28 protein-coding genes and 1 pseudogene are annotated in these 26,247 nt (G+C 60.3%); 15 read left to right on the top strand and 14 right to left on the bottom strand.

The features are described from left to right. Nucleotides 1-253: 253 nt before the first annotated feature. The 9 genes from JMA46_RS09325 to JMA46_RS09365 form a co-directional block, all read right to left on the bottom strand. On the bottom strand, nucleotides 254-583 hold the full coding sequence (locus JMA46_RS09325; protein ID WP_207345070.1) for a cation-transporting P-type ATPase: 330 nt from the start codon (nucleotides 581-583) through the stop codon (nucleotides 254-256). Then, on the bottom strand, nucleotides 561-1,070 hold the full coding sequence (locus JMA46_RS09330) for a universal stress protein (protein ID WP_207345071.1): 510 nt from the start codon (nucleotides 1,068-1,070) through the stop codon (nucleotides 561-563). The genes JMA46_RS09325 and JMA46_RS09330 overlap by 23 nt, the downstream gene beginning before the upstream one ends. Before the next feature lie 59 nt (nucleotides 1,071-1,129). Beyond that, complete coding sequence (locus tag JMA46_RS09335) at nucleotides 1,130-1,615, bottom strand: PGPGW domain-containing protein (RefSeq protein ID WP_207345072.1); 486 nt, start codon at nucleotides 1,613-1,615, stop codon at nucleotides 1,130-1,132. Nucleotides 1,616-1,624: 9 nt separating this feature from the next. Then, nucleotides 1,625-2,569: a diacylglycerol kinase family protein gene (locus JMA46_RS09340; RefSeq protein ID WP_207345073.1), complete on the bottom strand. Its 945-nt coding sequence runs from the start codon at nucleotides 2,567-2,569 to the stop codon at nucleotides 1,625-1,627. A gap of 78 nt (nucleotides 2,570-2,647) precedes the next feature. Beyond that, on the bottom strand, nucleotides 2,648-3,370 hold the full coding sequence (locus JMA46_RS09345) for an FAD-dependent oxidoreductase (RefSeq protein ID WP_207345074.1): 723 nt from the start codon (nucleotides 3,368-3,370) through the stop codon (nucleotides 2,648-2,650). After that, nucleotides 3,343-3,885, bottom strand: a complete 543-nt coding sequence (locus JMA46_RS09350; protein WP_247647200.1) for a PRC-barrel domain-containing protein — start codon at nucleotides 3,883-3,885, stop codon at nucleotides 3,343-3,345. Before JMA46_RS09350 ends, JMA46_RS09345 begins: the two co-directional genes overlap by 28 nt. Before the next feature lie 82 nt (nucleotides 3,886-3,967). Beyond that, a complete protein-coding gene (gene tal, locus JMA46_RS09355) occupies nucleotides 3,968-5,032 on the bottom strand; it encodes a transaldolase (RefSeq protein WP_207345075.1) in 1,065 nt (354 codons plus the stop codon). 40 nt (nucleotides 5,033-5,072) lie between these two features. Next, nucleotides 5,073-6,935, bottom strand: a complete 1,863-nt coding sequence (locus tag JMA46_RS09360) for a transketolase (protein WP_207345076.1) — start codon at nucleotides 6,933-6,935, stop codon at nucleotides 5,073-5,075. A gap of 332 nt (nucleotides 6,936-7,267) precedes the next feature. Beyond that, nucleotides 7,268-7,621, bottom strand: a complete 354-nt coding sequence (locus JMA46_RS09365; RefSeq protein ID WP_207345077.1) for a DUF3040 domain-containing protein — start codon at nucleotides 7,619-7,621, stop codon at nucleotides 7,268-7,270. A gap of 1,049 nt (nucleotides 7,622-8,670) precedes the next feature. Between JMA46_RS09365 and JMA46_RS09370 the strand changes: the two genes are divergently transcribed. The 12 genes and pseudogenes from JMA46_RS09370 to JMA46_RS09410 all read left to right on the top strand — a co-directional run bounded on the left by JMA46_RS09370 (nucleotide 8,671) and on the right by JMA46_RS09410 (nucleotide 17,858). Then, nucleotides 8,671-9,393: a GAF and ANTAR domain-containing protein gene (locus JMA46_RS09370; protein WP_207345078.1), complete on the top strand. Its 723-nt coding sequence runs from the start codon at nucleotides 8,671-8,673 to the stop codon at nucleotides 9,391-9,393. Nucleotides 9,394-9,619: 226 nt separating this feature from the next. Then, nucleotides 9,620-11,455: a molybdopterin-dependent oxidoreductase gene (locus JMA46_RS09375; RefSeq protein WP_207345079.1), complete on the top strand. Its 1,836-nt coding sequence runs from the start codon at nucleotides 9,620-9,622 to the stop codon at nucleotides 11,453-11,455. 38 nt (nucleotides 11,456-11,493) lie between these two features. Further along, on the top strand, nucleotides 11,494-12,729 hold the full coding sequence (locus JMA46_RS09380; protein WP_207345080.1) for an FAD-dependent oxidoreductase: 1,236 nt from the start codon (nucleotides 11,494-11,496) through the stop codon (nucleotides 12,727-12,729). Between the two features lie 110 nt (nucleotides 12,730-12,839). Continuing rightward, nucleotides 12,840-13,034, top strand: a complete 195-nt coding sequence (locus JMA46_RS17455; RefSeq protein WP_282099582.1) for an NAD(P)-binding domain-containing protein — start codon at nucleotides 12,840-12,842, stop codon at nucleotides 13,032-13,034. Then, nucleotides 13,034-13,240, top strand: a pseudogene (locus tag JMA46_RS17460) (NAD(P)-binding domain-containing protein); the annotation flags it as partial. The gene JMA46_RS17455 and the pseudogene JMA46_RS17460, both read left to right, overlap by 1 nt. Before the next feature lie 165 nt (nucleotides 13,241-13,405). After that, nucleotides 13,406-13,600: a hypothetical protein gene (locus JMA46_RS17200; protein WP_247647207.1), complete on the top strand. Its 195-nt coding sequence runs from the start codon at nucleotides 13,406-13,408 to the stop codon at nucleotides 13,598-13,600. Then, on the top strand, nucleotides 13,597-13,860 hold the full coding sequence (locus tag JMA46_RS17205; protein WP_348770107.1) for a hypothetical protein: 264 nt from the start codon (nucleotides 13,597-13,599) through the stop codon (nucleotides 13,858-13,860). Before JMA46_RS17200 ends, JMA46_RS17205 begins: the two co-directional genes overlap by 4 nt. Before the next feature lie 17 nt (nucleotides 13,861-13,877). Beyond that, a complete protein-coding gene (locus JMA46_RS09390; RefSeq protein ID WP_207345081.1) occupies nucleotides 13,878-14,552 on the top strand; it encodes an HAD hydrolase-like protein in 675 nt (224 codons plus the stop codon). Between the two features lie 57 nt (nucleotides 14,553-14,609). After that, complete coding sequence (gene pgi / locus JMA46_RS09395) at nucleotides 14,610-16,274, top strand: glucose-6-phosphate isomerase (protein ID WP_207345082.1); 1,665 nt, start codon at nucleotides 14,610-14,612, stop codon at nucleotides 16,272-16,274. 1 nt (nucleotide 16,275) lies between these two features. Then, the gene (locus tag JMA46_RS09400) at nucleotides 16,276-16,938 is read left to right on the top strand and encodes a uracil-DNA glycosylase family protein (RefSeq protein WP_207345083.1); all 663 of its coding nucleotides are present in this window, start codon (nucleotides 16,276-16,278) and stop codon (nucleotides 16,936-16,938) included. A gap of 134 nt (nucleotides 16,939-17,072) precedes the next feature. Then, entirely contained in the window at nucleotides 17,073-17,435 is a 363-nt protein-coding gene (locus tag JMA46_RS09405; RefSeq protein WP_207345084.1) for a carboxymuconolactone decarboxylase family protein, read from the top strand. Nucleotides 17,436-17,516: 81 nt separating this feature from the next. After that, a complete protein-coding gene (locus tag JMA46_RS09410; protein ID WP_207345085.1) occupies nucleotides 17,517-17,858 on the top strand; it encodes a hypothetical protein in 342 nt (113 codons plus the stop codon). A 23-nt stretch (nucleotides 17,859-17,881) separates the two neighbouring features. On the opposite strand, the gene JMA46_RS09415 is transcribed toward JMA46_RS09410, so the two are convergent. Together JMA46_RS09415 and JMA46_RS09420 are read right to left on the bottom strand one after the other, a co-directional pair. Then, on the bottom strand, nucleotides 17,882-19,186 hold the full coding sequence (locus JMA46_RS09415; protein ID WP_207345086.1) for a glycosyltransferase: 1,305 nt from the start codon (nucleotides 19,184-19,186) through the stop codon (nucleotides 17,882-17,884). Beyond that, entirely contained in the window at nucleotides 19,183-21,369 is a 2,187-nt protein-coding gene (locus JMA46_RS09420; protein WP_210768667.1) for a glycosyltransferase, read from the bottom strand. The genes JMA46_RS09415 and JMA46_RS09420 overlap by 4 nt, the downstream gene beginning before the upstream one ends. Before the next feature lie 259 nt (nucleotides 21,370-21,628). On the opposite strand from JMA46_RS09420, the gene JMA46_RS09425 reads away from it, so the two are divergent. Then, a complete protein-coding gene (locus JMA46_RS09425) occupies nucleotides 21,629-22,648 on the top strand; it encodes a zinc-dependent alcohol dehydrogenase family protein (RefSeq protein WP_207345088.1) in 1,020 nt (339 codons plus the stop codon). 36 nt (nucleotides 22,649-22,684) lie between these two features. On the opposite strand, the gene JMA46_RS09430 is transcribed toward JMA46_RS09425, so the two are convergent. Beyond that, nucleotides 22,685-23,197: a VOC family protein gene (locus tag JMA46_RS09430; protein ID WP_207345089.1), complete on the bottom strand. Its 513-nt coding sequence runs from the start codon at nucleotides 23,195-23,197 to the stop codon at nucleotides 22,685-22,687. Nucleotides 23,198-23,253: 56 nt separating this feature from the next. Between JMA46_RS09430 and JMA46_RS09435 the strand changes: the two genes are divergently transcribed. Then, entirely contained in the window at nucleotides 23,254-23,907 is a 654-nt protein-coding gene (locus JMA46_RS09435; protein WP_207345090.1) for a TetR/AcrR family transcriptional regulator, read from the top strand. Nucleotides 23,908-23,959: 52 nt separating this feature from the next. Here the strand turns inward: JMA46_RS09435 and JMA46_RS09440 are convergent, their stop codons facing one another. After that, nucleotides 23,960-24,640, bottom strand: a complete 681-nt coding sequence (locus JMA46_RS09440) for an aspartate/glutamate racemase family protein (protein ID WP_207345091.1) — start codon at nucleotides 24,638-24,640, stop codon at nucleotides 23,960-23,962. Between the two features lie 26 nt (nucleotides 24,641-24,666). Beyond that, nucleotides 24,667-25,281 (bottom strand): TetR family transcriptional regulator, encoded by a 615-nt coding sequence (locus tag JMA46_RS09445; protein WP_207345092.1) that lies wholly within the window; start codon nucleotides 25,279-25,281, stop codon nucleotides 24,667-24,669. A 92-nt stretch (nucleotides 25,282-25,373) separates the two neighbouring features. Between JMA46_RS09445 and JMA46_RS09450 the strand changes: the two genes are divergently transcribed. Beyond that, nucleotides 25,374-26,246, top strand: a complete 873-nt coding sequence (locus JMA46_RS09450; protein WP_207345093.1) for a CoA transferase — start codon at nucleotides 25,374-25,376, stop codon at nucleotides 26,244-26,246. The last annotated feature ends 1 nt before the right edge of the window (nucleotide 26,247 follow it).

Consider the following 26,247-nt stretch of genomic DNA (forward strand, 5'->3'; position numbering starts at 1 on the left):
TCATCTGGCCATTGGGATATTGCTAGTCGGATCCGTGGATCAATGGGTTGGTTTCTCTTCACCCATCAATCCGACCCGAACCCCACGACCACTGCCAATCGACGGAAACCATTAATAACGGGCAGAAGCGTCACCACCAAAACCGGCAGAACTGTCACCGATGTGTTGATACAGAAGTGTCACCGATGTCCTGCGACATAACACAACAAAATTAACAGATCCCACACAAAATTAAAAGGCCCCCGCACAAGACCTAACAAAGTACTACTAGTAGGATGACGCCAATGACAATCGAGTTCGTCGCAGCCCCGAGGAACAGGGACAGGCCGGCAGCGACAATCAAAAGGACCAGAATGGGACTGCCCAGCTGGCGGCCCAACACCAACCACGGGCTGGCCTTGTGGGTTCGCAGCGCGTTGGGCCCCACGGCCGCCTGGCGCTCTTGCGCGTCACTGCTGGACAGACCCAGGGCACTCGACCCAAGTTCATCCAGCACCTGGTCCGGGGTTTGCCGGGCTGCATCTGCGATGGACAGCGGCTGCACCGGCAGGCCGCCGGCTTCAGACTTGGCCAGCAGGCTCATCGGGACCGTCAGCCAGAACCGCGCCAAGGTCGTTATCGGAATCAGTGCGCTCGTCTGCATGAAGGACAAGGACCGGACAGGTGGCATGCGCGGCGCAGGCGGAGCTCACAGATCCCATCAGCAGACCTGTGAATCCGCCGCGGCCCCGTGAGCCCACCACCAGCAGCTTCGCCGACAGGGACAGTTCGATCAGCACCTTCGCAGGTTGGCCGCGGACGATCAGGGCCGTGAGGTCCTCAGGAGGTTTCCCGCCGAATGCTTTCACCAGCGCCTCGGCGGAAATGGAGCGGGCGGTGTCCGCGGGATCCTGGTCAAAAACGGCGTAGGTGCTGTACATCGGGTCAATCTGCCACGTGGTGACCGCAACTATGGTGGCTCCGAGGGTTGGTGCCAATGTGTTTGCCCATTTCAAGGCAAGAATTGATTGTGGCGAACCGTCGACTCCCACTACAACTGTCGAGCCTTGAGTTCGTGTTGATTCCTTCATGGCATGAACCTTCTTTTTTGGGAGTAAATGGTTCTTCGGGGGCGTGCTTTCGTTGGTACTCAATCGCTCACAGCTGGCAGCGCGTTCCCTGGCACCTGAGAACGGAATTTCCGGAAGCTGTACACGATCAACGACAGCGCGAAGCCCCCGGAACTGATGAGCGTCACTCCGGTGCCCCAGCCGCCTGCCAGCCACCACCGGTCAGCAAGCGGCCACCATGTGGGCACAGCCGTCCCCACTCCCCAGATGATGCCCACCAAAGCCAGCGCAAGTGCCCCTAGGACGCTCGCAACGATCCGCGGACGTGTCTTCACGCCCTTTGCGGCGAGCAGGAACGCCCTGGCCTTGACGGGACGCAGCAGCCTTCTGGCCCACATGTAGCGCATGGAGAGCAAAGTCAGCCCTGCAACCAGAGACAGCAATCCGGGACCGGGCAGCACCAACGCAGCCAACCCGGCCAAAATCAGCAGCCACCCAGATATCTCTATCGCTCGTCGTTTCCACCATCCCCCGGCCCGAACTGCCGGCCCCTTGAGGTTCTTCACTGCGGGCTCCTATCCGAGCGTTCGGATTGCACGGTGGGCGCTTTCCACCACGACGGAAGCTCCGGAAGGGACGTCGAAAATCTCGCCATCGAATTGACCAGGCAGTGGAACCTCAGTACTGAACTCGTAACGGGAAACGCTCAGTTGGCGGCCCAGTCCCACGGTAACTGCCCGAAGGGTCATCATCGCCAGTGCCCAGCGCGTTGTATGGGGCAGAAAGATGACCTCGAACTTGCCATCCGAGGGAATCCTTGAGTCGCTCACAGTCCCGTACTTTGCCATTTCGTTGACGTTAGCAAGAACCAGGCTGTCGAACCAGCCCCGGGCCCCGTCTGGCCGCACTATCTCAAAGGACTGCAGACGGGGAAGTGTTACCACCACGCCAAACAGTTCACGCACCCTCCCCTTGCCGGAGTTTTCGATGCCGCGGGCCATGGCCGCGGTGAGCCCAAAACCCACATAGGAATGCACATACCGTTCCATTGGCGGTCCGGCCCCGTCACGGACAGTCAGCTGCAATTGGTCCATGTGTCGGATGGGACCGGCGACGATCGCGTCCACGACGGACATGGAGGCAACACTGCGGCGATGGTCATTGGCATTGCCGGCTGCCAAAACGATGCAGATTGCGGTGCTGTTGGGAACGTCCATGGCACCATTGACAACGTCGTTGAAGCCTCCATCCCCGCTGACGGAAACGATCAGTACTGGCAACTCACCCACGACTTGTCCACCACTAGGGCTCGCCAGGGACTGCTGTGCCGCAGCCCGTGCCAATTCCCGCCCGTGTCCGGCATGGCTGGTGGGCAGCTGATTGACAGGGATCTCCGGCATGCGTTTGGCCAACTCCGCGCACAGCTGGCGGCTCAGATAGAGCGCGATCTTCGCCGGGTTCGGCTCAAAAACCACCACGATCCTTGAGAATCGCAGTGGTCCGACGATCTGCGCCGTCATGTCTCGCTCCTAGAATTGATGCAATGCGCTCTATCCCAAGCAACGCCAGCTGATGGGCCGCTGTCGGGCATCCTGTTTTTAGTAGCCGGTGAACTCCTCGGTGCGGATGTCGTCGTCGTCCACCCCCGCACCGTTGAGGAGGCTGCGCATCGCCGTGACCATGCCGGCGGGTCCACAAAGATAGTAGATGGGCGCACTTAAATCCTCGACGTGCCTGGCAATCATTTCTTTGTCGACGTACCCGGTTTCCCCTGTCCAGCCATGCCGAGATTTTTCGGGCTCCGTCATGGTGGCCACGACGGTGACGTTGGCTTCCACATCCGCCACATGGTTCAGCTCCTCCAGGAAGGCTGCATCCTCTGGACGCTTGTTGGAGTAGAACACCATAATCGTGTGCCCGGTCTTGTCATGGACCGATTGCAGGATGATGCTGCGCACTGGAGTGATTCCAATTCCGCCGGTCAGAAAAACCGCGGGTCTGGCCACCTTGTTGTGCAGCGTAAAGGAACCGTAAGGAGCATCCAGCTCCACCTCGGTGCCCAGCGGCATATCCTTGAGTACGCGCTTGAATGCGGTGTCACGCATGCGGGTGGTGCACATGAGGTTCGGCTCATAAGGTGCGCTGGCGAGCGTGAATCCTCGGGTGTTGCCCTCCGCATCGGTCTGGGAAGGGTCAATCAGGGTGTAGTCCGCGAACTGGCCGGCCTTGTACGTGAACCCTTCGGGTTTTTCAAACTGGAACAGCATGGTCCCTTCGGCTGCTTTCTCCTTCTTCACGAGTTTGGTTCTTGGCAGTGCCATGATGGGTTCCTTTCATAGTGACGAATCCGAATCTGAAGGCGGCTCCGGCTTGCTGTCAGGCCCCAAAAAGTGGAAGGGGAAGACTGGGTAGGAATAGCCACCCATCCAGTACGGCGCAAATCCGTAGTAGTTGTACGAGTTTTGGTGGTAGTCCCTGGTCGTGACCAGCTCGGGTCGTACGGCGGTGCACCCGCCACCCGCTCACGGGTTTGGTCGATGTGCACCTCGCCGGTGGTGATGCGCGTGATGGCATCAACGGGAATGAAGGACTTCCTCTCCCCCATACCTAAGAAACCGCCGGATTCGACCACCAGAAAGCGGACCTTGTTCCCGCGTGGATCGACCAGCAGGTCATGAACCTTTCCGATATCGTGACCGTCCCTGTCTTTCACGCAGTACCTGCGCACGTCCTCATCACCGAGCTTGATGGTGGCACCCATGTCACTAAGTTTCATGAGCGTGTCGCTGCTGTTGCTACTGTTCGTTGTGTCGCTTGTTGCGTCGTTCGTTGCCATGGTCCGTCCTTCCGCAAGTGGTGTGCGCGCTTCGCCTGCTTTCCCGGCAGGATGGCTTCCAGTGGCTGCTCACTGCCATTTTTCAGCCCTTGTCGCGGATGCTGGCCAGCAGGTTCTTCCATGAGGCGTCGAAGGAATCCGTCCCTTCGTGTTGGAGCTGTCCGGCCAGTTCCTCATGGTCGATGCCGACCTCAGCGAAGGATGACAGGGTCTGCTTCGCGGCACGGGCCTTAGCCTCTGCCAGATCCCCAAGTTCCCCATGGTCGCTGAAGGCTGCAAGCGTCGCTTCGGGCATGGTGTTGATGGTGAAGGGTGCGGCCAGCGCTTGGACGTATAAAATATCCGGCGCGGCCGGGTTCTTCGTGGAGGTGCTGGCCCACAGCAGGCGCTGGGCCCGGGCTCCCTCGTTGGCCAGCCTGCCCCACCTCGCGGACTCCAGCAGCGTCCGGTATGCCGTGTATGCAAGCCTAGACACTGCGATGCCAAGCCGGTCCTCAAGGTGGCCCGGGACCCGTCCCGAGACAGCCTTGTCCCACCGGCTGACGAACAGCGAGGCAACCGAAGGTACAACGGGGTTTAACCCGGCGGCCACCCGCCGTTCAATACCGCGAAGGTACGCCTCAGCGGCATCTTGGTATTGTCCCGCCGAGAAAAGCAGTGTCACATTGATGGGCACGCCTGCGAAGATGCACTCCTCGATGGCCGGCAGGCCTTCGGGCGTTCCAGGGATTTTGATGAAAATGTTGGGACGCCCCGATTTGGCGTGCAGCGCCTTGGCCTGTTCGACGGTGGCGTTCGTGTCCCTGGCCAGCAGGGGAGACACTTCCAGGGAGACCCAGCCGTCCACCCCGTCGGTGCGTGCATGGACCGGACTTAACAAGTCCGCAGCACGCCTTAGGTCGCCCAGGGCAAGATCGAAGAAGACTTCCTCCTCGGAACCTCCGGCGGCCTTGCCTGCGGCAATGTCCTGGTCATAGTCGGTTCCTGCTGCGATGGCCTTATCAAAAATCGTCGGGTTGGACGTCAGCCCGGTGATGGAGTCCTCGGCAATGTAACGCTCAAGCGTGCCGGAATCGAGCAAGTTTCGAGTGATGTTGTCCAACCAGAGGCTCTGCCCGAACTCGTGAAGTTGCTGTGTGGGTTTCATCGTGTTTCCTTCTTCGTCAGTCTGTGTTGGTCCCGCTGTGTCATTCCCCGGCCAGTTCGCGTGCGGCCGCCACAATATGCCGGCAGGATATTCCTGCAGCGTCCAGGAGCTCGGCAGGCTTGCCCGAGGTGGGCAGCCCCTGCACGGCCAAGTGCGCAATTCTCAGTGCGGGCACGGAGGCATCGGCCAGTGCTTCCAGCACCGCACTGCCCAGTCCCCCTTCGGGGTAGTGGTCCTCCACCACCACCAGGCGGCTACCGGTGACGTTGCAGGCATCAACCAGGGCTGCCTTGTCGATCGGTTTGACCGAGTACGCGTCAATGACCCGTGCCTTGATCCCCAACTTCGCCAGTTCCCCGGCCGCGACCAGGCACTCATGGAGCGTCACACCAGCGCCTATCAGTGCAACCTGGTCCTCCGGTCCGGCGTGGTGGACCTTCGAGCCGCCGATCGGGAATGATTCCTCCGCAGGGTAGATCACCGGGTAGGCACCCCTTGTGGTGCGCATATACACAATGCCGTCGGTGTCGGCCATCGTCAGGGTGAGCTTGGCAGCGCAGGCGGCATCAGCAGGGTACAAAATAACCGAACCGTACACAGCGCGCAGTGCGGCTAGGTCTTCCAACGCCATCTGGGAAGGTCCGTCCTCCCCGATCTCAACTCCGGCGTGGGAGCCCACCAATCGGATGTTGACCTGTGAGATCCCGGCCATGCGGATGAAGTCAAAAGCACGCGAGAAGAACACCGCGAAAGTGGAGGCAAAGGGGACGTACCCGCGCACCGCGAAGCCCACCGCCGATGCGACAAGCTGCTGCTCTGCGATGAACATTTCAAAGTACCGTTCAGGGCACACTTTTTGGAACTCTTCGGCGTGCGTTGAGTTCCCGACCTCTCCGTCCAGGACCACGACCTCGGGGCGGGCCGCCAGTGCGGCCATGGCAGCTCCGAAGGCGACCCGGGTTGCCACCTTCTCGCCCAATTCATAGGAGGGAAGCACGACGGCGGCACCCGGGTTGGCCTTGGTGGCCGGGACCGCCTGGCCTTGTGCGGGCGAAAGTGTATTGATCTGCACATTGGTGGGTCCGCCCAGTGCCGTGATGGCCCGTTCCGCCATGTCCGGCGGGAGTGCCTTGCCGTGCCAGCCGTTCTTATCCTCCAACTCCGGCACACCCTTGGCCTTGATGGTCCTAGCCAAGATTACTGTCGGCGTATCTGTCCCGTCGCGGGCTTGGCCCAGTGCCGCGTCTATGGCGATTAGATCGTGACCGTCGATCACGATGGCGCGGGCGCCAAAAGCTTCCACGCGGGCCGCATACCGCTGGACCTCCCACTGGAGTTCGGTGGGCCCGCGTTGGCCCAGCCTGTTGATGTCCACGATCGCGGTCAGATTTCCCAACTTGTAATAGCTGGCCTTGTCCAGCGCTTCCCAAATGGAGCCTTCGGCCGTCTCGCTGTCCCCGCACAAAACCCAGACGTGGAAGGGCAGCTTGTCCAGATACTTCCCCGCCAACGCGACTCCCACGGCGTCGGGCAGGCCCTGACCCAGCGAACCTGTGGCCACATCAACCCATGGAATTGCGGGGGTGGGGTGCCCGGCCAGGCGTGCACCCAACCGTCTGTATGTGTCGATGAGTTCCTCCTCATCCACCACCCCAACGGCTCGGAACATGGAATACAACAGTGGGGATGCATGGCCCTTGGAGAAGATCAGATGGTCATTCACCGGGGAATCGGGCTTATTCCAGTCGTAGCGCAGATGCTCCGTCAGCAGAACGGCCATCAGGTCCGCGGCCGACAAGGACGAGGTGGGATGCCCGGAGCCGGCGCTCGTGCTGCAACGGATGGAATCCACCCGCAACTGCCTGGCCAGTCTACGATTAAGCTCAAGCTGATCTTCGTTCATGGTTGCACTCCTTTGTTGGCCGCCAGGTTCTTCGCGGCAGCCCTAAAGGTGCCTTTCATGTTGGTTAGGCCAGTGCACCAGTTCACACATGTGTGCTGTGCTGCCATGATGGCTCACCCTTGCGTTCTAACGTCATACAGGTCACCTGAATTTGTGGGCTGCAGGGTCTGGGCGGCACCTGTAATCCAATCTACGCCCGTGGGCCATGACAGGCCATAGGAGGCGCTGTTTCACTGCCAACTGCCAATGGACTTGTACGTCCGGACGTAAGTGACTTGTTCACTTCAGGTCAAACTACCCCGGGATGTCAGGAGCATTGCTCACACCTGGTTCTATTGGGTGCGATGCTTCTCGCCCCAGTGGTTCTTGATGCCGTTGATAAAAGTGGGCCCTCCGCTGCCTTGGGCCGGGGTTCCGCCCGCCAGCATTTTTGATTCCCACGCGTAGGATCCGCCACTGATCATGATGAGGAACCCTGCCACTCCTAAAATAGTGGCCTGCAAGGCGATGCTTAGCAATAGAAAGACAATGCCTGCCAAGGCAACCAGCACGCCCAGCAGCGTACGGCGGGAAGGCCATCGGTGGGCGGAACCCGAAATCAGCAATCGCGCGAATCTTGGATCTTCGGCGCTGAGGTCCATGCCAAGCTCATCCAAAATTCTCTTCTCATGCTCAGACAGTGCCATGATGTTCACCTTCAGCTAGGAACAATGGGAACACGGCCACTGGGGAGGACCCTGCCTCTTGTACGCAAGAAGAAACCGCCGGGTCCGGGGCAGAGGCGCTGGATTGAGCACCTACCTATTAACTGTAGACCTGTCCGGAAGCTTGGTAAATATGTTCTGAACTTTGAAGCCGTATAATGCAAGTTCGTCGACGTTGACGCTAGGCTCGTCAACGTAGCTGCATTACTCTCCGCGAGATGTGGATGGCCAGCAGAAAGGTTTGAGATGTCGCTAGGACGGGCAAATCAGATTTTGGTTGGGTTGTTCACACCGGGTGTCGATGCCGGTCTGGATAGTGAACTTCCCAGCTTGTTGGTTAGTGCTTGTGCAGGATCGTTGGCAATAACTGGAGCTGGCCTGATATCGATGACCGACAAAGGACCCTTGGGGATCCTTGCCGCCACTGATGGTCCTGCGGGTGTCCTTGAGGAACTGCAGTTCACTCTTGGGGAGGGACCGTGCATCGACGCATCAATGTCGCGGCGTCCTGTTCTGCAACCCGAGTTGGCGCGAACCGGTTCCTCGCGATGGCCAGGGTTCACTGCAGGGGCTCTGGAAGCTGGAGTCAAGGCGATATTCGCATTTCCGCTGCAGGTCGGGGGGATTCGAATCGGGGTGCTGGATCTGTATGCGATTCAGCAGGAGATCTCGGGAACGGCGAACTGGTCGAAGCTCTCGCTTTTGCCGATGCAGCGGTGTCTGTTCTTCTGCACCTTCAGGCGGAGGCCGGTTCAGGCACCATTCATCCCGCATTGCTTGGCGGAGTGATGGGCAGGAGTGAAGTGCATCAAGCTACGGGCATGCTCTCGGCTCAGCACGGTGTCAGCCTAGCGCAGGCTCTGATGATGCTGCAGGCGCGCGCGTACTCTGCTGAGCGGCCAATCTTAGATATTGCACGTGACGTCCTGGGTCGTCGGCTGGAACTTGGCAATGGTGCTGCCGTTGATTGACGGTGTCTGCACACACATTCATGATTGTAGTTAGAGATGGGCGCTGGAGAGGAAAGTTCCATGGCACAGGTAGAGCATTTGGGTGAAGTCTTCGTCGAGTTGGCTGACACTCTTGTGAAGGATTTTGACGTTGTCGACTTTCTTCACAACGTCACTGTGCGAAGTGTGCAGTTGTTGGAAGTGGATGCTGCAGGGTTGATGCTCGCCGATCAACGCGGATCCCTGACGATCATGGCCACCTCGGATGACCGGGCTGAAACTCTTGAACTGTTTGAGCTGCAGCATGATCAAGGTCCGTGTCTGGACAGTTTCAAAACCGGGCGTGCGATCGTGAATATCGATCTTAAATCGAGCTTGGTCGCATGGCCAAAATTCGCAGCTGCTGCGTGCGACGCTGGATTCAACTATTCACATGCCGTTCCGCTGAGGTTGCGAGATGAGGTCATTGGCGCCCTCAACCTCTTCTGTTCGACCGCTATTCCACTGTCACCGGATGACATAGCGTTGGCCCAGGCCTTGGCAGATGTTGCCACCATCGGTTTGTTGCAGGAACGCTCAGTGCGGGAGCAGTCGGTTCTGGCCGAACAACTCCAAAGCGCGCTCAACAGCAGGGTCCTCATTGAACAGGCGAAGGGTGTGCTGGCAGGAAGAACCGGTATGGAAGTGTCGGAGGCCTTCAGACGCATGCGATCTTTCGCCCGCACCAACGGGCTCGGCCTGAGCGCCGTTGCGTCCGGGGTCATCAACGGAAGCAGCGACATGCAGGAGATCCTCTCCCAGTAGTCACGGCAGCATCATGCCGGCACGACGAACCCAACCAGCACGCATGAATCTGGTGGTATAACTGCCGGGTCCGGGGCACGTGCACCGATTGAGAGCGCAACTTTGAAGTTGCCTTTGCCCAATATCGTAGAAAGCGAGTGACGTTTCCACTAATGGTTTCAGTCGCGCGCGGTCGCCAGGCGGCCAACCCTAGCCGATCCACAGTTGCAGGGATAGGCTCGAAATTATGGAACGTCCCACCGCAAATGAACCGAAACCCCCAACAGATCAGCCTCCTTCCCAATCAGAGAGCACCCCTTCTCCCCTGCCCTCGCCCCACGCTGATGAGGGGACGCACGCGTACAACAGCTTCCGGTCTGAGCTGACGTACAGGGACGACGACGTCATCGACTCGGAGTGGGCCGGTTCGATTCCAGCGCAGTACGGAGTGGCACCCCGGGTACGCATCGGAGCCAGCAGGTGGTTCAACCTGCTATGGCTGATCCCCCTCGGCTTTGTGCTGCTGGTGATCGGGATCGCGGTGGCCAAGGGCATCCGTGGGCTTCCAGCAGTTCAAGCCTTCATCGCGCAATACCCAGGGACCTCCAGCCTTCCTAACGATGCACCCTTGGGTTTCCCGGCATGGGTGGGTTGGCAACACTTCCTGAACCTGTTCTTCATGATTTTCATCATCCGTTCCGGCTGGCAGATCCTGGCAGACCATCCCAGACTGTACTGGACCCGCCACAGCACTCCGGGGCTCAACTGGTTCCGGATGCAGAAACCGGTACCACCCGATCCGCTGTACACCGCGAAAGAGGACTCCATCACACTGCCTGCAGGCGTCGGTTTGCCAGGTCGGCGCCACACCATCGGGCTGGCACGCTGGTGGCATCTGGGCGTAGACACGCTGTGGCTGCTCAATGGCCTGATCTTCTACATACTGCTTTTCTCCACGGGGCAGTGGCTGCGACTTGTCCCGCTGCATTGGAACGTCATTCCCAACTCCATCTCCGTGGGCATCCAATACCTGTCGCTGGACTGGCCGGTGGAAACTGGGTGGACCAACTACAACAGCCTGCAGCTCATCGCGTACTTCATCACTGTCTTCATCGCAGCCCCACTAGCCTTGATCACCGGATTGGGAATGTCGCCGGCACTGTCCACCAAGTTCAGGTGGATCAGCAGTATTTTCAGTATCCAAGTGGCCCGGTCACTGCACTTTTTGGTCATGTGCTGGTTTGTGTTGTTCATCATCATCCACGTGACGCTGGTCCTGACAACCGGAGCGTTGCGCAACCTGAACCACATGTTCGCCGCGCAGGACAACGGATCGTGGACTGGATTCTGGATCTTCGCAGCATCCATGGTGCTCGTCATAGTTGGATGGGTGGCCGCCACCCCGCTGACGTACCGCTACCCCCGGAAGGTCCAGCAGATCGGGTATGCCTTGATCGGCCCTGCACAGCGCTTGTTCGAACACATTGATTCCAAGCCTGGGCAGTACACGGAGAAGGACATCTCCCCATATTTCTGGCACAACGGAAAATATCCGCAATCACAGGAGTACAAAATACTGCGGGAAGGCAGCTTTGCCGACTACCATCTGCGGATTAGCGGGTTGGTCGAAAACCCGGTGGACCTGGACCTGGCGCAGTTGCGCGCCCTCCCGGGCCATGAACAGATCACCCAGCACTTCTGCATCCAAGGCTGGTCCGGGGTCGCAAAGTGGGGCGGAGTCTCCATGTCCACCATCATGGAACTAGTCAAGCCGAAACCCGAGGCAAGGTGGGTGGTCTTCTACTCCTTTGCCGAAGGCTCCGACAAAGGCACCTACTACGACGCGCAGCCTGTGGAGCAAATGAGCTACGAGCTGACCATGCTCGCCTACGACATGAACGATCAGGCACTGTCCTACGGCCATGGTGCCCCGCTGCGGCTGCGCAACGAGGTGCAACTCGGATTCAAAATGGTCAAATGGATCAAGGGCATCGAATTCGTCGAGGACTTCGCCGAAGTGGGCGGCGGCCAGGGCGGATACAACAACGACCACGAGTTCTTTGGCTATAGCCAATCCATCTAAACGACTCACCGCTCTGCGGGCATAAGGAAAGAGGGGACATGGGGACACGGGATACTTTCGTGATTGTGGGGGCCGGGCTGGCGGGGGCAAAAGCTGCCGAGGCATTGCGAGGGGAAGGATTTGCCGGACGCATAGTGCTCATTGGCGAGGAGCCGGAGAGACCCTATGAGCGGCCTCCGCTGTCCAAGGATTTTCTACAGGGTAAATCGGAGCGAAAGAAGATCTTCGTCCACACCAAAGCGTGGTACGCCGAGCACGACGTCGAACTTCGCACCAGCACCAAGGCCACGGCAATCGACCGATCCGCGCATCGGGTTGACTGTTCAAGGGGCGGCCCGGTCAGTTATGACAAGATGCTGCTTGCCACCGGTGCGTCACCACGCCAGCTTTCCCTGCCAGGTGCCGACCAACACAGCGTCTACTACCTGCGTCGCATCGAGGACAGCCAGCAGCTCAAGTTTGCCCTGTCCACCAACTCACGGGTGGCGATCCTCGGTGCCGGATGGATCGGGCTCGAAGTGGCTGCGGCCGCCCGGGCAGCAGGGTTGGAAGTCACTTTGTTGGAGCGCGGAGAGCTTCCCCTCCAACGCCTCTTAGGTGCGGAAGTCGCTGAAATATTTGCATCACTGCATCGTAGCCACGGTGTTGACCTTCGCTGCGGAGTCAAGGCAGCACGGATCACAGGCGACAATCCACGGCAGGCCAATGGCGTCCAGCTCAGTGACGGAACACAGATCGATGCGGATCTGGTCGTCGCGGGCATCGGTGCCGTGCCCAACACTGCTTTGGCGCAGGAGGCAGGGCTGGTACTGGAGAACGGGATCAAGGTTGATCAACACCTGCGCACCTCGGATCCGGACATTTACGCTGCAGGGGACGTCGCCAACGCCTACCATCCTCTGCTGGGCAAACACCTCCGCAGCGAGCACTGGTTCAATGCGCTCAGCCAACCCGCCGTGGCAGCCCGGTCCATGATGGGTCAGGACGCCGTGTATGCGGACGTACCGTACTTCTACAGCGATCAATATGAATTGGGGATGGAGTATTCCGGCCATGTCGACCCGGGAGTCTATGACGAAGTGGTCTTCCGTGGTGACTGCGACAAGCTCGAGTTCATCGCATTCTGGCTTAAGGACCACCGTGTGCTGGCAGGTATGAACGTCAACGTCTGGGACCAGACCGAAACAATCAAGGACCTGGTGCGCTCGGGCCGGCCCGTCGATTCAGCAAGACTCGCTGACACCGCCAACCCACTGGCAGCCGTCCTTGCCTAACCAGCGCAGGTACCACCAGCCCAGACAGCACAGGCACGGACGCAGACCAAAACCGCTGACACTTCGCCAATGGCTGGCATTGGAAGAATAGGGATTTAAGGAGACGCACCATGAAAATTGGAATGATTGGTCTTGGCAGAATGGGTGCCAACCTGGTTCGTCGGCTGATGCGCGATGGCCATGAATGCGTCGTCTACGACCCGGACCCGAACGCCGTCAAGGCGCTCGCCGGCGAAGACGCCACGGGGGTAAGTTCGGTAGCAGAACTGGCCGAAGGACTCGCGGCCCCCGGGCGGTTTGGGTGATGGTGCCGGCCGGAGACATCACCAGTTCTGTGATTGACCAGCTGGCTGATGCCCTGGATGCCGGGGACACTGTCATTGACGGCGGAAATTCCTACTATCGAGACGACATCCGCCATGCAAAGACACTCGCGTAAGTTGGCATCAGGCTGCTGGACTGCGGCACCAGCGGAGGCGTGTGGGGGCTGGACCGCGGATACTCACTGATGATCGGTGGCGAAGCCGACGCCTTCGCCCAGGTCGAGCCTGTCTTTGCTTCCCTGGCACCCGGGGTGGATGCTGCGGCCCGCACGCCCGGGCGCGACGGTGATGTGGCCGCCTCGGAGAAAGGCTATCTACACTGCGGGCCCAACGGTGCCGGGCACTTTGTCAAAATGGTCCACAACGGCATTGAATACGGGATGATGGGCGCCATCGCCGAGGGCATGAACATATTGCACAAGGCCAACATCGGTGCGCCGAATCCCAGCATGGCGACGCTGAAACAGCTCCGCTGGAGGATCCGGAATATTACCGCTATGACCTGGACCTTCCCGAAATCGCCGAAGTCTGGCGCCGTGGCAGCGTGATCGGATCATGGCTGGTCGACTTGAATGCTGCTGCGTTGCGAAAGTCTGCGGATTTAGCCGACTATGCCGGACGGGTTTCAGATTCTGGCGAAGGACGCTGGACGGCCATTGCCGCCATTGAAGAGGGCGTGCCAGCCCCCATCCTCAACGCGGCGCTGGACTCTAGATTCTCTTCCAGGCAACTGGACGAGTTCGCTGACAGAGCCTTGTCAGCCATGCGCAAACAATTTGGCGGGCATGACGAGAAGCCCTCTGGCTGAGGACAAGGACGCAGACCATGACACTACCAATAGCGGTTCTGTTCGACGTTGATGAAACACTTGTGCACACGGGCGGTTCCGGGGCACGCAGCTGGGCTTGGGCTTTTGACCAGCTCCATGGTGTGGCTGCGGACATAGGTGCGCACAGCTCAGCAGGGGAAACCGATCCGCAGGTGGGAAAGGCAACGTTTCGTGCCGCCCTGGGCCGAGAACCCAGCCACGAGGAAATGTCACGGCTGTACGCAAAGTACCTCTGGCACCTCTCCGAGGACATCTGGACCGCAGAAGGCTACAAAGTGCTGGAGGGCGCCACGGACCTGCTGGGCCGACTCGCCGACGCCGGGGTGATCCTCGGGGTGATCTCCGGCGCCATGGAGGGCGCCGCGCGAATGAAGATGGAACCGGGCAGACTCAACCGGTACTTTGTCTTCGGCGCCTACGGCTCGGACTCCCCCGACAGGACTGAAGTGACACGGCTGGCCATCGCCAAGGCCTCCCGGCTGCATGGCCGGGACCTGGCACCCGGGGAAGTATTCATCGTCGGTGACACCCCACATGACGTCGATTCCGCGCTCGCAGCCGGTGCCACCGCCGTCGGGGTTGCCACCGGGCATTTCGGAGCCGAGGAGCTGCGGGCAGCCAAGGCGGACCATGTCCTGCAATCCTTGGCCGAGCCGTTCCCACGTTTCTAATCAGGCCACCGTAATATCAGGAGAAACATGATGTCGACACCAGGATCGGAAAACAAAATGTCGGAGCACTTCGCAGGATCATGCAACGAGCAGCAAAGCCGTACGAACCTCCCCGCTTGGTCGCAGCTGGAACAGCATGCCACCAAGATGCGTGAGGCGACCCTGCGCGAACTCTTTGATGCAGACCCTGACCGCGCCGCCGCGTTTGGCATCCAGGATCTTGGAATGTACGCCGACTTCGCCAAGAACCGGATCAACGCGGAAACTCTGACCCTGCTGACGGAGCTCGCTGACCAGTGCGGCCTGCGCGAGAAAATGGCGGCCATGTTCGGTGGGGAGAAGATCAACATCTCCGAGGACCGCGCTGTGCTGCACACTGCGCTGCGTGCGCCTCGCGAGACCACCATCAACGTTGACGGTGGCAACGTGGTGCCCGAAGTGCACGAGGTGTTGGAGAAGATGGCCGGCTTCGCTACCGCTGTCCGCAGCCGGACGTGGAGGGGCCACACTGGCGAGCCGATCCGCAACGTCATCAACATCGGCATTGGCGGCTCTGACTTGGGCCCGCGGATGGCCTACCAGGCGTTGCGCCCGTTCGCTGACCGCAATCTGCATCTAGAGTTCGTCTCCAACATTGACGGCGCCGATTTTGTTGAGGCGACCCAAGGTCTGGACCCGGCCGAGACACTGTTCATTGTCAGTTCCAAGAGCTGGCGCACGCTGGAGACGCTGACCAACGCCGCCACCGCACGCGAATGGGTGCTTGCAGCGTTCGACGGCGACGCCTCCTCCATCGCCAGCCATTTCGTCGCCGTGTCCACCAACACCGAAGGAGTCCCCGAGTTCGGCATCGATCCGGCGAACATGTTCGGTTTCTGGGACTGGGTGGGCGGACGGTACTCGCTCGATTCCGCCGTCGGGCTCTCCCTGATGGTGGCTATCGGCCCGGAGAACTTCATCGAGATGCTCGGTGGCTTCCACGACGTAGACGAGCATTTCCGCACAGCGCCGCTGGAGCGCAACATCCCGGCCCTGATGGGGTTGATCTCCGTCTGGTACAACAATTTCCTGGGTGCTGAATCCCAGGCTGTACTCCCCTACAGCCACTACCTGGCCCATTTGCCGGCCTACCTGCAGCAGCTGGAGATGGAAAGCAACGGCAAGCACGTCACAGTCTCCGGGGCTCCGGTGGACTACCAGACCGGCCAGATCATCTGGGGTCAGCCCGGCACCAACGGCCAGCACGCGTTCTACCAACTCCTCCACCAGGGAACCAAACTAGTCCCCTGCGACTTCATCGCCGTCGTCGAGCCGTTCAGCGACCTGGCGCATCAGCACGACCTGCTCAACGCCAACGTCTTCGCCCAAACCGAAGGACTGGCTTTCGGCCGGACAGAGCAGGAACTGCGCGACGCCGGCTCGCCGGAGGAACAAATCCCGCACCGTGTCTGCAAGGGAAACCAGCCCACCACTACGTTGCTGCTGGACCGGCTGGACCCACGCAGCTTGGGGACCCTGATTGCCCTCTACGAGCACAAGGTCTTCACCGAAGGCGTGATCTGGGATGTGGATTCCTTCGACCAGTGGGGTGTGGAACTGGGCAAGCTGCTCGCCGACACCATCGCCGAAGAACTCACCGCGGACAGCGTTCCGTCCATGGACCACGACGGCTCCACCACCGAACTCATCCGCCGCTACCGCACCGGCCGGGGCCGCGAGTGACATGCTAACACTGGACCCCGGCTCCATTGAGTCCTTTATCAATCAGCTGGCCACTGCTGATTCCGGGCCGAACAGCTTCAATCCCTTTGACGGTTCCGTGCCGGACAACGCCCTGCGGAGGGTGAACTTGGAGAAGTATCTGCAAAAGATGGCCGAGCGCAAGCCCAAAGTGCTGCTGTTGGGTGAAGCTCCCGGCTACCGTGGCATGCGGATTACCGGCATACCTTTCATGGACCGCAGGATGCTGTTCGGGCAAGGGTCCAACTACTTTGGGCTGTTCGGCCCGGATGAGGGATATGCGGCTCCGGCCGACCTGCCCTCCGTCATGTATGAACCCACCGCAGCGGTGATGTGGCGGACGTTGACGGACTTGGATTTTCTCCCGCTGTTGTGGAGCGCCTATCCCTTCCACCCCCACAAGCCCGGCAACGCGTTGTCCAACCGCACCCCAACGGCTGCCAACAGTACCGCCGGCCAGTTGCATTGGCAGGCGCTAGTCGAGCTGTTCTCCATTCAGGCGATCATCGCCGTGGGAAACATTGCGCACCGGAGCCTTCTTCTCAGCGGCAGGTCTGCGCCCAAGGTGCGGCACCCGGCCCATGGAGGCAACGTCAAATTCAAGGAAGGGTTGGAGGAACTGCTCGCCGGCGGCATCAATGACTGACGAGCACACCGGCTTATCGTCGTGACGTCCTTCCAACACATGTTGGCTTTAACTTGATGTTGCCGAGCAACTTCGTAGGATGGTGATTGGGCGCAGTACAGCAACGGCGATCGCATAGAGGAAAGGATTTACTCATGTCAGAGGATCTCTACCCAAAGGCAACTCCGGAAGTGGCACAACGACGCAGGGAACTTACTCCCACCGCGACGGAAGCGTTCGACAACTTCTCCAAGGCGGTCTTCGCCGAGGGCGCACTGGATGAAAAAACCAAACAGTTGATCGCTGTCGCGGTTGCCCACGTGACTCAGTGCCCCTATTGCATCACTGGCCACAGCAAGCTGGCCAAGCGCAAAGGTGCCAGCGCCGAGCAGATCATGGAGGCCATCTGGGTGGCGGCGGAGATGCGGGCCGGCGGTGCTTACGCCCACTCCACGCTCGCCCTCAACGCCATCGGTGAAATACCCCATGAGCACGGAACCGACCACGCTGGCAGCTAAGATGCCGGTCACCACGTTTTCGTGGTGACCGGCAGCAGCAAAGGAAGCAAGCACTTCACCCTCGTAGACAAGGAGCTATCCATGAAAGCAAAGTTGGCCTTCATAGCAGGTATCGCTGTTGGTTATGTCGCAGGCACCCGCGTAGGGCACCGCGGCTATGAGAGCTTGAAAAAGAATGCACGCGCATTCTGGGAGATGGATGTCGTCCAGGACACGGTACAGAACGTGGAAACCACCATCAAGGAGGAGGAGTCCAAAGAGCTGGGATCACGCCTCGTTGACAAGGTCAGCGGACGCAGGGAAGCCATTGCCGATGAGAAAGCTGCCCTCCCCGATGTGGACTCGGACCCAGCGTTGAGCGACGACGTGGGCCAAGATTGGACCGATGAAGGTGGGGCCCTGCCCTCCGGAGCTGCCAGCTGAGAATGCCAGGCAGCAATCGGCAGCTATTCCTTCAGTGCCGAACGAATTTGGGCATGTGAGTTGCCTTGGCGGAGGGTCGCCCCCAGTTCATGCAGGGCCGCACGTTTTTCCGCGGGTAATTCCAGCATGGCGGCCAGCGCTTGTTGGATGTCCGCAACCGTTGTGGTGTTCGGAGCCAGGGCAGCGCCAAAGCCGGCGGCCTCAAGGGCTGCAGCCCCGGTGAACTGGTCGGTGGAGAAGGGCAGCACCACCAACGGCACCCCGTATGTCATGGATTCAGTGACGCTGTTGTTGCCCCCGTGCGTAACACCTGCGGCCGCTGATGCCAGCAGAGTCACTTGTGGAAGGAATTCACCCACCAGCCAGTGGTCCGGAATTTCACCGAGTACCGACACGTCCGCTGAACCGTAGGCAACAGCGGCACGGATCCCGGATTCCCGTAGTGCTGCGACGACCTTGCCCAGTACATCGTCACGCACCGAAAGGAAACTGCCGAAACTGACATACACAAAGGGTTCATTTGTCGCTGCGAGCCATTGTTCAACGTGCGGCTCAGTCGGTTCGGAACGGACAGAAGAGCCCATGAACACATGATCCGGAAGCAGTGCGGCCCGTTCCCTGGACATCAGTTCGGCCGGGTAGTTGAAAACGAGCAGGTCGCCATGCTCAGCGAATGCATCCAGCGACGGTTCCAGGGTGGGATCCAATTCCTGCAGGGCCAGGTTCCACTCGGCGGTGAACGATTCACTGACCTGTTCACAAAGCTCTTTCAAGGCGTTCAGCTCTGCCGCCGCCGGGGAGAACGCAGCCGGCCAGGCAGGAGGCAGACCATACACTTCAGCGGCAAGCGGTAGTGGCAAGGCTGTGGGATGGCCCAGGACCACGTCGATGTGGTGGATTCCTGCAGCAACCATGGCCAGACGTGCGCTGAAGGCAAGATGATCAACGATGATCGTCTCCGGGTTTAGTTCCGCGATGATTGCTTGGACTGCCCGTGCCGTCATGACAGGCTCCCACATGAGGTCGTTCAGGCGGGCTTCCGCCTGAAAACCGAGCGTCTCGATCATCCCCCTGCGCGTGGCTGAGAAGAATTCGAGCAACGCGTCGTCTTCGCCTGCAGGCTGTTCCTCGGCGCGGATCACCCCTGGGTTCGAGCCCCGGCTCAGCTGCAAGGGCACATGTTCGAATCCAAAGGATTCGACGATGGCCGCGGTGGCTGGACCCGTTGCCACCACCACCCTCTCACCGGCATCCCGCCAACTGGTTCCCATGGCAGCCAGTGGAAAGAGGTGTGAGGCATAGTCCGGACTGATGATCAGAAGTGTCATGGTGAGGAAATCAATTCTCTTCGCAGTTCAATATCGTCGTGGTGGACATCGGAATACACCTGATTCAAGGTGTGGGCCATGGCTTCAATCGTGAAACGTTCTTGGACGACACTGCGGGCGTAAGCCGCCCGCTCCTGCGCACCTTCAGCGACTGCACAGCGCAAGGCTGAGTCGATGGCGTCGCGCAGCAACGTGGTGTTCCAAGTGGTCGTGAGGAATCCGGTCCGCCCCTGTTCCACATATGTTGCCGGACCTCCATTGTTGGGACCGACCACCGGCAAGCCCGCTGCCATGGCTTCCAGCAAGGCAATGCCAAATTCTTCCTTCAGACTTCCGCAGACGTAGACACCGTTTGGGGCGGAGAAACCAGGCAGCCCCGTTCGAGTCGCGGCGACCCAGCGGGCCACGGTGTCGTTGGGCCGGTGTCCCGGAAGCACCAGGCCTTCCGTGATTCGATCGGCGGGACTGACAACCGCGTCGATGCGCGTCAGTTGTTCGCGTTCGTCGGCGGATGGGTGTTGCAGATTTCCACCAATCAGCAGAAGGTTCGTTCGGTGGCGAAGGTCGCTACCAGCCCACGCTTCAACGATGGTGGCCATGCCCTTCACCCGGTGAAACCGTCCAACACTGGTCAGCAATGGCAGTCCGCGACGTTCTTCTGGAAGTTCGCTGAGAAGATCGCGAAGTTCCAGAAGTGCGGCCGTCCCTGGTCTACCCGAAGCAAGGGACTGGGCTTCCAGAACTGCCCGGTCAATCACCCCTAAATCAATACCTTCGGGGACTATGGTGTGCCGCCTGGGTTCCTTCGCTATATCAATTCCGACCAAGTCGATAATGTCGTGGCGCAGATTTGGGCGAGGGAAGAAGACGCTGTGGGCTGAGTTGGTAGCCAGCCGTTGAACCAGACGGGCGCGGAACCAAAAATGTTCCACCTCGTCAACATCCCCGAAGTTCTTCCGGTTGAGGGTTCCTGCACGATCCATCGAGTCGATGACGGCGTGGGGATCCGGCGCCACGGTGAACACCACGGGTATATCCAACGCCCGGGCGACGTCGAACGCAGCCAGACTGCCCACGTCCGCCATCCGCAGGTGGATGGCTTGAACCCCTTCGGCAGCCCTGAGTATCCGGCTAATGCCCCTCCGGGCGGCCACCAGCATGGTCCAGGCGTTTGCCGAAGATGGTTTGGCATCCTGCAGCAGGGGTATCCGCCCATAAATGTGGCCGTGCCTGCTCTGGCCCAGTGCTGCGACGCTTTGCGACGCTTCGAGTGCATCTCCTCTGGACAGCGTCAGCACCCGGTCCACCGGCAAGAAGTGCGGCTCTTCACTGTGTTCGTCATTGCTGCCGGGATGAATGCCAGCAACGAGCGCATCACCCAGACGCACCAGCAAGGTGGCTATCCCGCCGTTGTCGCCACTACCAGAATGGCTCAAGAGCGGGTCAATGTCGGCGTGGAGGAAAAGTTGCGCGACTGTCAGACCTGTTCCGTGCTGGAGGATTGCATGATCAAGCTCCGGCGTTTTGTGAGCGTCAAGATCCACGAGGGAAAGTCGGGCGATTTCGGCCAGCTTTTCACCAGCGTCGACGATATGAGTCAGCAGTTCGACTATCTTTGGTTCCTCAGGGCGTTGACCCAAAGCTGCAACGGCTGCCACGCGAGCGCTCACATCTTCGTTCTCGTCCTGGGCTGTGCGCATCAACGGAGCGGTGGCGACAGGGTGGTGCACCAAGCCGAGTGTCTCCACCAATCGATACCGGCTCCCCGGGTCGCTGACACCCAGCAGGGCGCTTTCGAGGCCAATGGCAACGAGGTCGGGTGCAGCCGACGACCACGCTTCCAGGGTTCGCTGGGACAGCATGGCCACGAAGCCTCCGGAAGCAACCAGACCAATCAACCGGCCAATGGATTCCGAACGGGGAACACGGGACCTATGCGCCCACGCTGCATGCTCGCGAACGAAACCATGTTCGCTGGAGAGGAGTTCCGACAAAACCAGGTCGACTTCCTCGCCACCCATTTTTGCCAACGCATGAATTGCCGCGATCGCAACAATTTGGTCGTTAGAGCTGATCGCGCTACGAAGAATACGTAGATTTCGCACACCTCCGTTGCTGGCCGCCTGAACAGCCAGGTCATCGGCCAATCGCAGAGCATCTACGAGCCGATCGGTCTGCTTCAATGCATCAAGACAGTTCTGAACCCTCACGCATATACCTCTTCAGGAGTAGGTCCTCGCCAGCACAGCAAGGGAAATACAACTTAAATCCTATTAGCAAAGCGCAAAACCAACTATGTGAGTGCCCGATATTTCTCCCACAGGGGAATTGTGTGTTCTGCCGGCACGCCTTAATCGAGTTAGGTGCAGCATCTCCCGCACGGGCGCAAATAGTGGTTTTCTTGTACTGACAGGTATATCAACTGCAAGGAGCAAAACCACCATGCGCGGAGTCATCATGCACGCCCCAGGCGATGTGCGCGTCGCCGAACGGGGCAACCCCACCATCCTTGAACCCACGGACGCGATCATCCGGGTCACGGCATCCTGCGTTTGCGGATCCGACCTGTGGCTCTACCGAGGCGCGGACAAGGCGCCCGAGGTGCCCATGGGCCACGAGTATGTCGGTGTGGTTGAAGAGATCGGCGCCGAAGTAAAGACCATCAAGCCCGGCGATTTTGTGGTGGGTTCCTTCATGGCCTCGGACAACACCTGCGAAATCTGCCAGGCCGGCTACCAATCCCGCTGCGTTCATGCAGTTCCGATGGGCGCCATTGGCACCCAGGCCGAATTCGCCCGCATTCCCCACGCCGACGGCACGCTGGTGGCCACCCCCGGCCAGCCCGACCCCGACTTGATTCCTTCCCTGCTGGCCGCATCGGATGTACTGGGTACCGGCTGGTTTGCTGCCGTCGCCGCCGAGGTCGGGCCAGGCAAGACCGTGGCCGTCGTCGGAGACGGAGCCGTGGGTCTTTTGGGAATCCTGGCCGCCAAGCAGCTGGGCGCCGAACGGATCATCGCCATGTCGCGGCACTCCGACCGGCAGGCCTTGGCCCGTGGGTTCGGGGCAACGGACATCATTTCAGAACGAGGGGACGACGGCGTTGCCAAGGTCAAGGAACTCACCGGCGGTCTCGGAGCGCACAGCGTCATCGAAGCTGTTGGCACCCAGGAGTCGATGCTACAGGCCATCCGCTCGACCCGCCACGGCGGCCACGTCGGGTTCGTCGGCGTCTCCCACGACGTGGAGCTGCCCGGCAGGGAACTGTTTTCCGCAACCATCCACCTGCACGGAGGCCCGGCCCCCGTGCGCCGGTTCCTCCCCGACCTCATCCAACTGATCTGGGACCGCAAAATCAACCCCGGGAAAGTCTTCGACCTGACACTGCCCCTGGACGAAGCAGCCGACGCCTACAAAGCCATGGACGAACGCCGGGCCATCAAGGTGCTCCTCACTCCATAGCGTGACACGTCCCCGGCATGATGGGCCCGCACCGCTTTACGGCGCGGCACCCGTCGCGCCGTCGGACACGGTCTGGCCAGCAAGCCACAGCTTCTCCTTGGCCTGTGCGCTTGCGACGGCATCATCGATAACCAGCGGAGAATCCGCGTCAATTCCGGTGTGGGATTCCAGCGAGTAGAAGCGAATCTCGTGGCCGTCGGGGTCGTGCAGCATCGGTAGGATCCAACCAATTGTCGCGAAGTGCACCCCGGCGTGCTTCTCTCCGAGACTGCTGAGGTGGGACGCCAATGCCTCTATCCCTTCCCGGTCCGGGACGGCTATAGAGAAGTAGTCGAATCCTGCCGAGGCAAGCGCTTTCTCAGGGTTCAAGTTCAGCGCGAAGTCCGGCCCGCCGTCGGGATGCACCATTGCGACGCCCGTGAGTCGGCCGTGTTCACGGAACTCGATGGCAACCTGATAGCCCAGTCGGCTCCCGTACCAACGGATGGACTGATCCAAATCTGACACGGGCAGCTTGAGGTGGTGCACCCCGGATAGTGTCGGAATCATCGTCGTACCCTCTCTAATTACAGTCAAACTGCATCTATGCAGTTATACTGCATCTTATGAACGACGAAGTCAAGGGACAATCCCAGTCCACCACAGACCTAAGGGCCAAGCGAGTGGCCCAAACCGAGGCCCAGCTCATCGCGGCCGCGGCTGTCCTCTTTCTGGATCAAGGTTATGTTGCTACCACTCTTACCCAGATTGCCGTGCATGCTGGAGTCGCTGCCCGTACCGTCTACGTCCGTTTCGGGACGAAGGCAGAGCTTTTCAAACGGGTGGTTGACCGGGCTCTGGTAGGTGACGCGGAGCCAGTGGACGTCGCCCACCGCCCCCGAGCCCAGGCCGCGATGACCGCCAGTACCCTGACCGAGCGCATTGCGGCTTTCGCCGACCTGTGCGTCGACATCGCGGGCCGTGCAGGGGCGCTGTTCGAGGTGGCCGCCCAGGCTGAGGGCCTCGAACCCGAACTCGCCGATGCCGCCCAAGAAGGACGCCGCGCCACCAGTGAGCTGTGCAGGTCATTCTGGGATACTGCTGCCACCGATGGCCTCATCATGCAGGATCTGCACCCTGAACAGCTGGCCATTGTCACGGACATTTTACTCTGTGCAGACACGATCGTGCATCTTCGCAGAACCGATGGATGGTCTGCCTCAGCACACCGTTCACTCATTGTGGACACCCTTACCGCACTCACGAAACCACAGGCCTAACCGCCGCACCTGAACGCAACCCGCCCTGACTGTCGGCTCAGCCGTCCTAGGCTCAGCGGCGGGCCAGCCTTTCCAGCACGAGTTGGCAGGCACTCGGTATGGGTTCAATGATGGCTGCAATCCCCTCGGCCGTGAGCCTGCGAGCCGTCTCACTGAGCGGACCACCGGCGATCACCACCGCTTCGGCACCCTCGGCAACCGAGGCAAGTACAGCATCACGAAGTTCACGAAACTGCTTTTCCGGATCAGCTGCCAGCAGCAGGGGTCCGGATGCCGTCAACTGAACGCCACGGAATTGGGAATCCCTGCCGTGGTCAGCAACCAGCTGGGTCAATGACGGCACCAGAAGTGGGGTGCTGGTGGCCATTCCGAACGGCCTGCCGTTCTGGGATGCTGCCCAAATGGAGGCTTCCCCGATGCCGACAACAGGAATTTCAAGCTCTCTGCTCAATTCACGCCGCCCGGGATCGCCCACAGCTGCGACGATGACAGCCACCACATTCGAGCCATGACAACTGCCCAAGTATGAGTGCACGGCATCTTGAACATGCTTCACTGAAGCTTCCAAGCTCTCAGGCTCAATGAGCATCCGCGGACCATGGAGGGCAGTCCTGCCCACAACTTCCAGGCCCGCCGGGGATATCTCGGCAGCAGCCAACTCCGTCATCATGCGCGTAGTCGAGGCGTTCGTGTTGGGATTGACGATCAGGACGGCAGCATGATCAGTGGACATAGCGGCTCTCAGGGTTTCCACAAGACTCAGCCTTTGATGCCCACGGTGAGTTCGGGATGGCTTTCGCCCGGCTCGCCAAGCTCGTCGACAATGCGGTTGACCAAGGGCTGCAAAAACAGCCGGCCGAACTGTCGGACAATCGTCGTGACCGTCTGCTCAGTAACGCTGCGATCCGTTGACGCCAACCCGCTGCCCCGCAGTGCACGTGTCTGTTCCGCCGTCAACGTCACGAGCCTGCTCAAAACGTCCCCTGGCTGGCCCGTGCCGGTCAACAGTGAACGGCGCAGGTAGTCAACAATTGTCGGGTTAGCCTGCAACATTTCCGCAACGGCAGCGTCTCGAAGGGAGGCCGTCTGGCGGGGGCTGCCCGTCATCGGAGTTGACTTCAGCGTGTCGGCGAACAAATTCACGACGAGGCTGTCCACTGCTTCGCGCAGACCGTCCTTGGTTCCGTAATGGTGGGCAACGAGCCCGACTGTGACATCCGCAGCTGCGGCAATTGCCCGCATGGATGTGCCGTCCTCACCATGCCGGGCAAACAAGCCGAGGGCCGCATTGCGGATTCGCGCCTTTGACGTCAGGTCACCGGGCGACCAGGCAGTCGAAAGTGCATCCGGCTTAGTTTCCTTCTCATTGTTCACACTGCCATGCTAGACCACAGGCTATTGAACTTAGCCACTGTTTATTGTACAAATGTACAAACAACTATCAGACAGTGTGACTAGGAGCAGATGTGTCCAACCCACCTTTGGCAGGCATCGTGATAGTCTCCGTCGCCATCAATCTCCCGGGCCCTCTCGCAGCGGCCAGACTGGTTGAACTTGGTGCACAGGTCATCAAGGTAGAGCCACTCCAGGGCGATCCACTTAAGAGCGCTGCCCCCGCCTGGTATGACGAACTCACCGTCGGACAGGATGTCATCCCGCTCGACTTGAAGGACCCATCCAGCCGATCCCGGTTCGAGGAACTGCTGGAGGGTGCCGATGTGCTGCTCACCTCCATGCGCCCGTCCGCCCTTGCCAGGCTCAACCTCGTGGAGACCCTCCGGGTCCGGGGCATCGCGCTCGTGGAAATAGTCGGGCACGACGGCGAACAAGCCGAGCAGCCCGGCCATGACCTCACCTACCAGGCCGTCCACGGAACGCTCCTCCCCCCGGCATTGCCGCTCGTGCCGGTAGCAGACATACTCGGCGCCGAACGCGCCGTGGTGGCGACCCTCGCGGCCCTGCGCCAGCGGGACCAAGGAGTCCGGGACGTGCACGAGAGAGTGGTCCTTGACGCGGCCGCCCACGCGGCCGCTGCCGGTGTCCGGCACGGGCTCACCTCCCCCGGCGCGGCACTTGGAGGTGCAACGCCGTCGTACGCCATTTACGCAACGGCAGACGGGTTTATTGCCGTCGCTGCCATCGAACCGCACTTTGCCGCCCATCTGGCCGCACATGTCGGGCATACGCGGGAAGAGCTGACGCGGGAGTTCGCTTCCCGCCCCACCGCGCATTGGACGGAGCTGGGACTGGCGCACGACATTCCCCTCGCCGCCGTCGTACTACCTGGCAATCCCGCCGCTGAACATACACTTGCCACCACAGCCGCCAATCAGGAGTGAC

The sequence above is a fragment of the Arthrobacter sp. E3 genome, assembly GCF_017353415.1.
Lineage (GTDB): Bacteria > Actinomycetota > Actinomycetes > Actinomycetales > Micrococcaceae > Specibacter.

Bases quoted from the DNA above. Each gene is read 5' to 3' on its own strand.
- tal (WP_207345075.1), bottom strand. From the start codon at position 5,032: ATGAAACCCACACAGCAACTTCACGAGTTCGGGCAGAGCCTCTGGTTG.
- JMA46_RS09435 (WP_207345090.1), top strand. From the start codon at position 23,254: ATGAACGACGAAGTCAAGGGACAATCCCAGTCCACCACAGACCTAAGG.
- JMA46_RS09365 (WP_207345077.1), bottom strand. From the start codon at position 7,621: ATGGCACTGTCTGAGCATGAGAAGAGAATTTTGGATGAGCTTGGCATG.
- JMA46_RS09390 (WP_207345081.1), top strand. From the start codon at position 13,878: ATGACACTACCAATAGCGGTTCTGTTCGACGTTGATGAAACACTTGTG.
- JMA46_RS09330 (WP_207345071.1), bottom strand. From the start codon at position 1,070: ATGAAGGAATCAACACGAACTCAAGGCTCGACAGTTGTAGTGGGAGTC.
- JMA46_RS09405 (WP_207345084.1), top strand. From the start codon at position 17,073: ATGTCAGAGGATCTCTACCCAAAGGCAACTCCGGAAGTGGCACAACGA.
- JMA46_RS09345 (WP_207345074.1), bottom strand. From the start codon at position 3,370: ATGGCACTGCCAAGAACCAAACTCGTGAAGAAGGAGAAAGCAGCCGAA.
- JMA46_RS09325 (WP_207345070.1), bottom strand. From the start codon at position 583: ATGAGCCTGCTGGCCAAGTCTGAAGCCGGCGGCCTGCCGGTGCAGCCG.
- JMA46_RS09415 (WP_207345086.1), bottom strand. From the start codon at position 19,186: ATGACACTTCTGATCATCAGTCCGGACTATGCCTCACACCTCTTTCCA.
- JMA46_RS09375 (WP_207345079.1), top strand. From the start codon at position 9,620: ATGGAACGTCCCACCGCAAATGAACCGAAACCCCCAACAGATCAGCCT.
- JMA46_RS09350 (WP_247647200.1), bottom strand. From the start codon at position 3,885: ATGGCAACGAACGACGCAACAAGCGACACAACGAACAGTAGCAACAGC.
- JMA46_RS09370 (WP_207345078.1), top strand. From the start codon at position 8,671: ATGGCACAGGTAGAGCATTTGGGTGAAGTCTTCGTCGAGTTGGCTGAC.
- pgi (WP_207345082.1), top strand. From the start codon at position 14,610: ATGTCGGAGCACTTCGCAGGATCATGCAACGAGCAGCAAAGCCGTACG.
- JMA46_RS17455 (WP_282099582.1), top strand. From the start codon at position 12,840: ATGAAAATTGGAATGATTGGTCTTGGCAGAATGGGTGCCAACCTGGTT.
- JMA46_RS09400 (WP_207345083.1), top strand. From the start codon at position 16,276: ATGCTAACACTGGACCCCGGCTCCATTGAGTCCTTTATCAATCAGCTG.
- JMA46_RS09430 (WP_207345089.1), bottom strand. From the start codon at position 23,197: ATGATTCCGACACTATCCGGGGTGCACCACCTCAAGCTGCCCGTGTCA.
- JMA46_RS09340 (WP_207345073.1), bottom strand. From the start codon at position 2,569: ATGACGGCGCAGATCGTCGGACCACTGCGATTCTCAAGGATCGTGGTG.
- JMA46_RS17200 (WP_247647207.1), top strand. From the start codon at position 13,406: ATGGTCCACAACGGCATTGAATACGGGATGATGGGCGCCATCGCCGAG.
- JMA46_RS09440 (WP_207345091.1), bottom strand. From the start codon at position 24,640: ATGTCCACTGATCATGCTGCCGTCCTGATCGTCAATCCCAACACGAAC.
- JMA46_RS09380 (WP_207345080.1), top strand. From the start codon at position 11,494: ATGGGGACACGGGATACTTTCGTGATTGTGGGGGCCGGGCTGGCGGGG.
- JMA46_RS09410 (WP_207345085.1), top strand. From the start codon at position 17,517: ATGAAAGCAAAGTTGGCCTTCATAGCAGGTATCGCTGTTGGTTATGTC.
- JMA46_RS09360 (WP_207345076.1), bottom strand. From the start codon at position 6,935: ATGAACGAAGATCAGCTTGAGCTTAATCGTAGACTGGCCAGGCAGTTG.
- JMA46_RS09425 (WP_207345088.1), top strand. From the start codon at position 21,629: ATGCGCGGAGTCATCATGCACGCCCCAGGCGATGTGCGCGTCGCCGAA.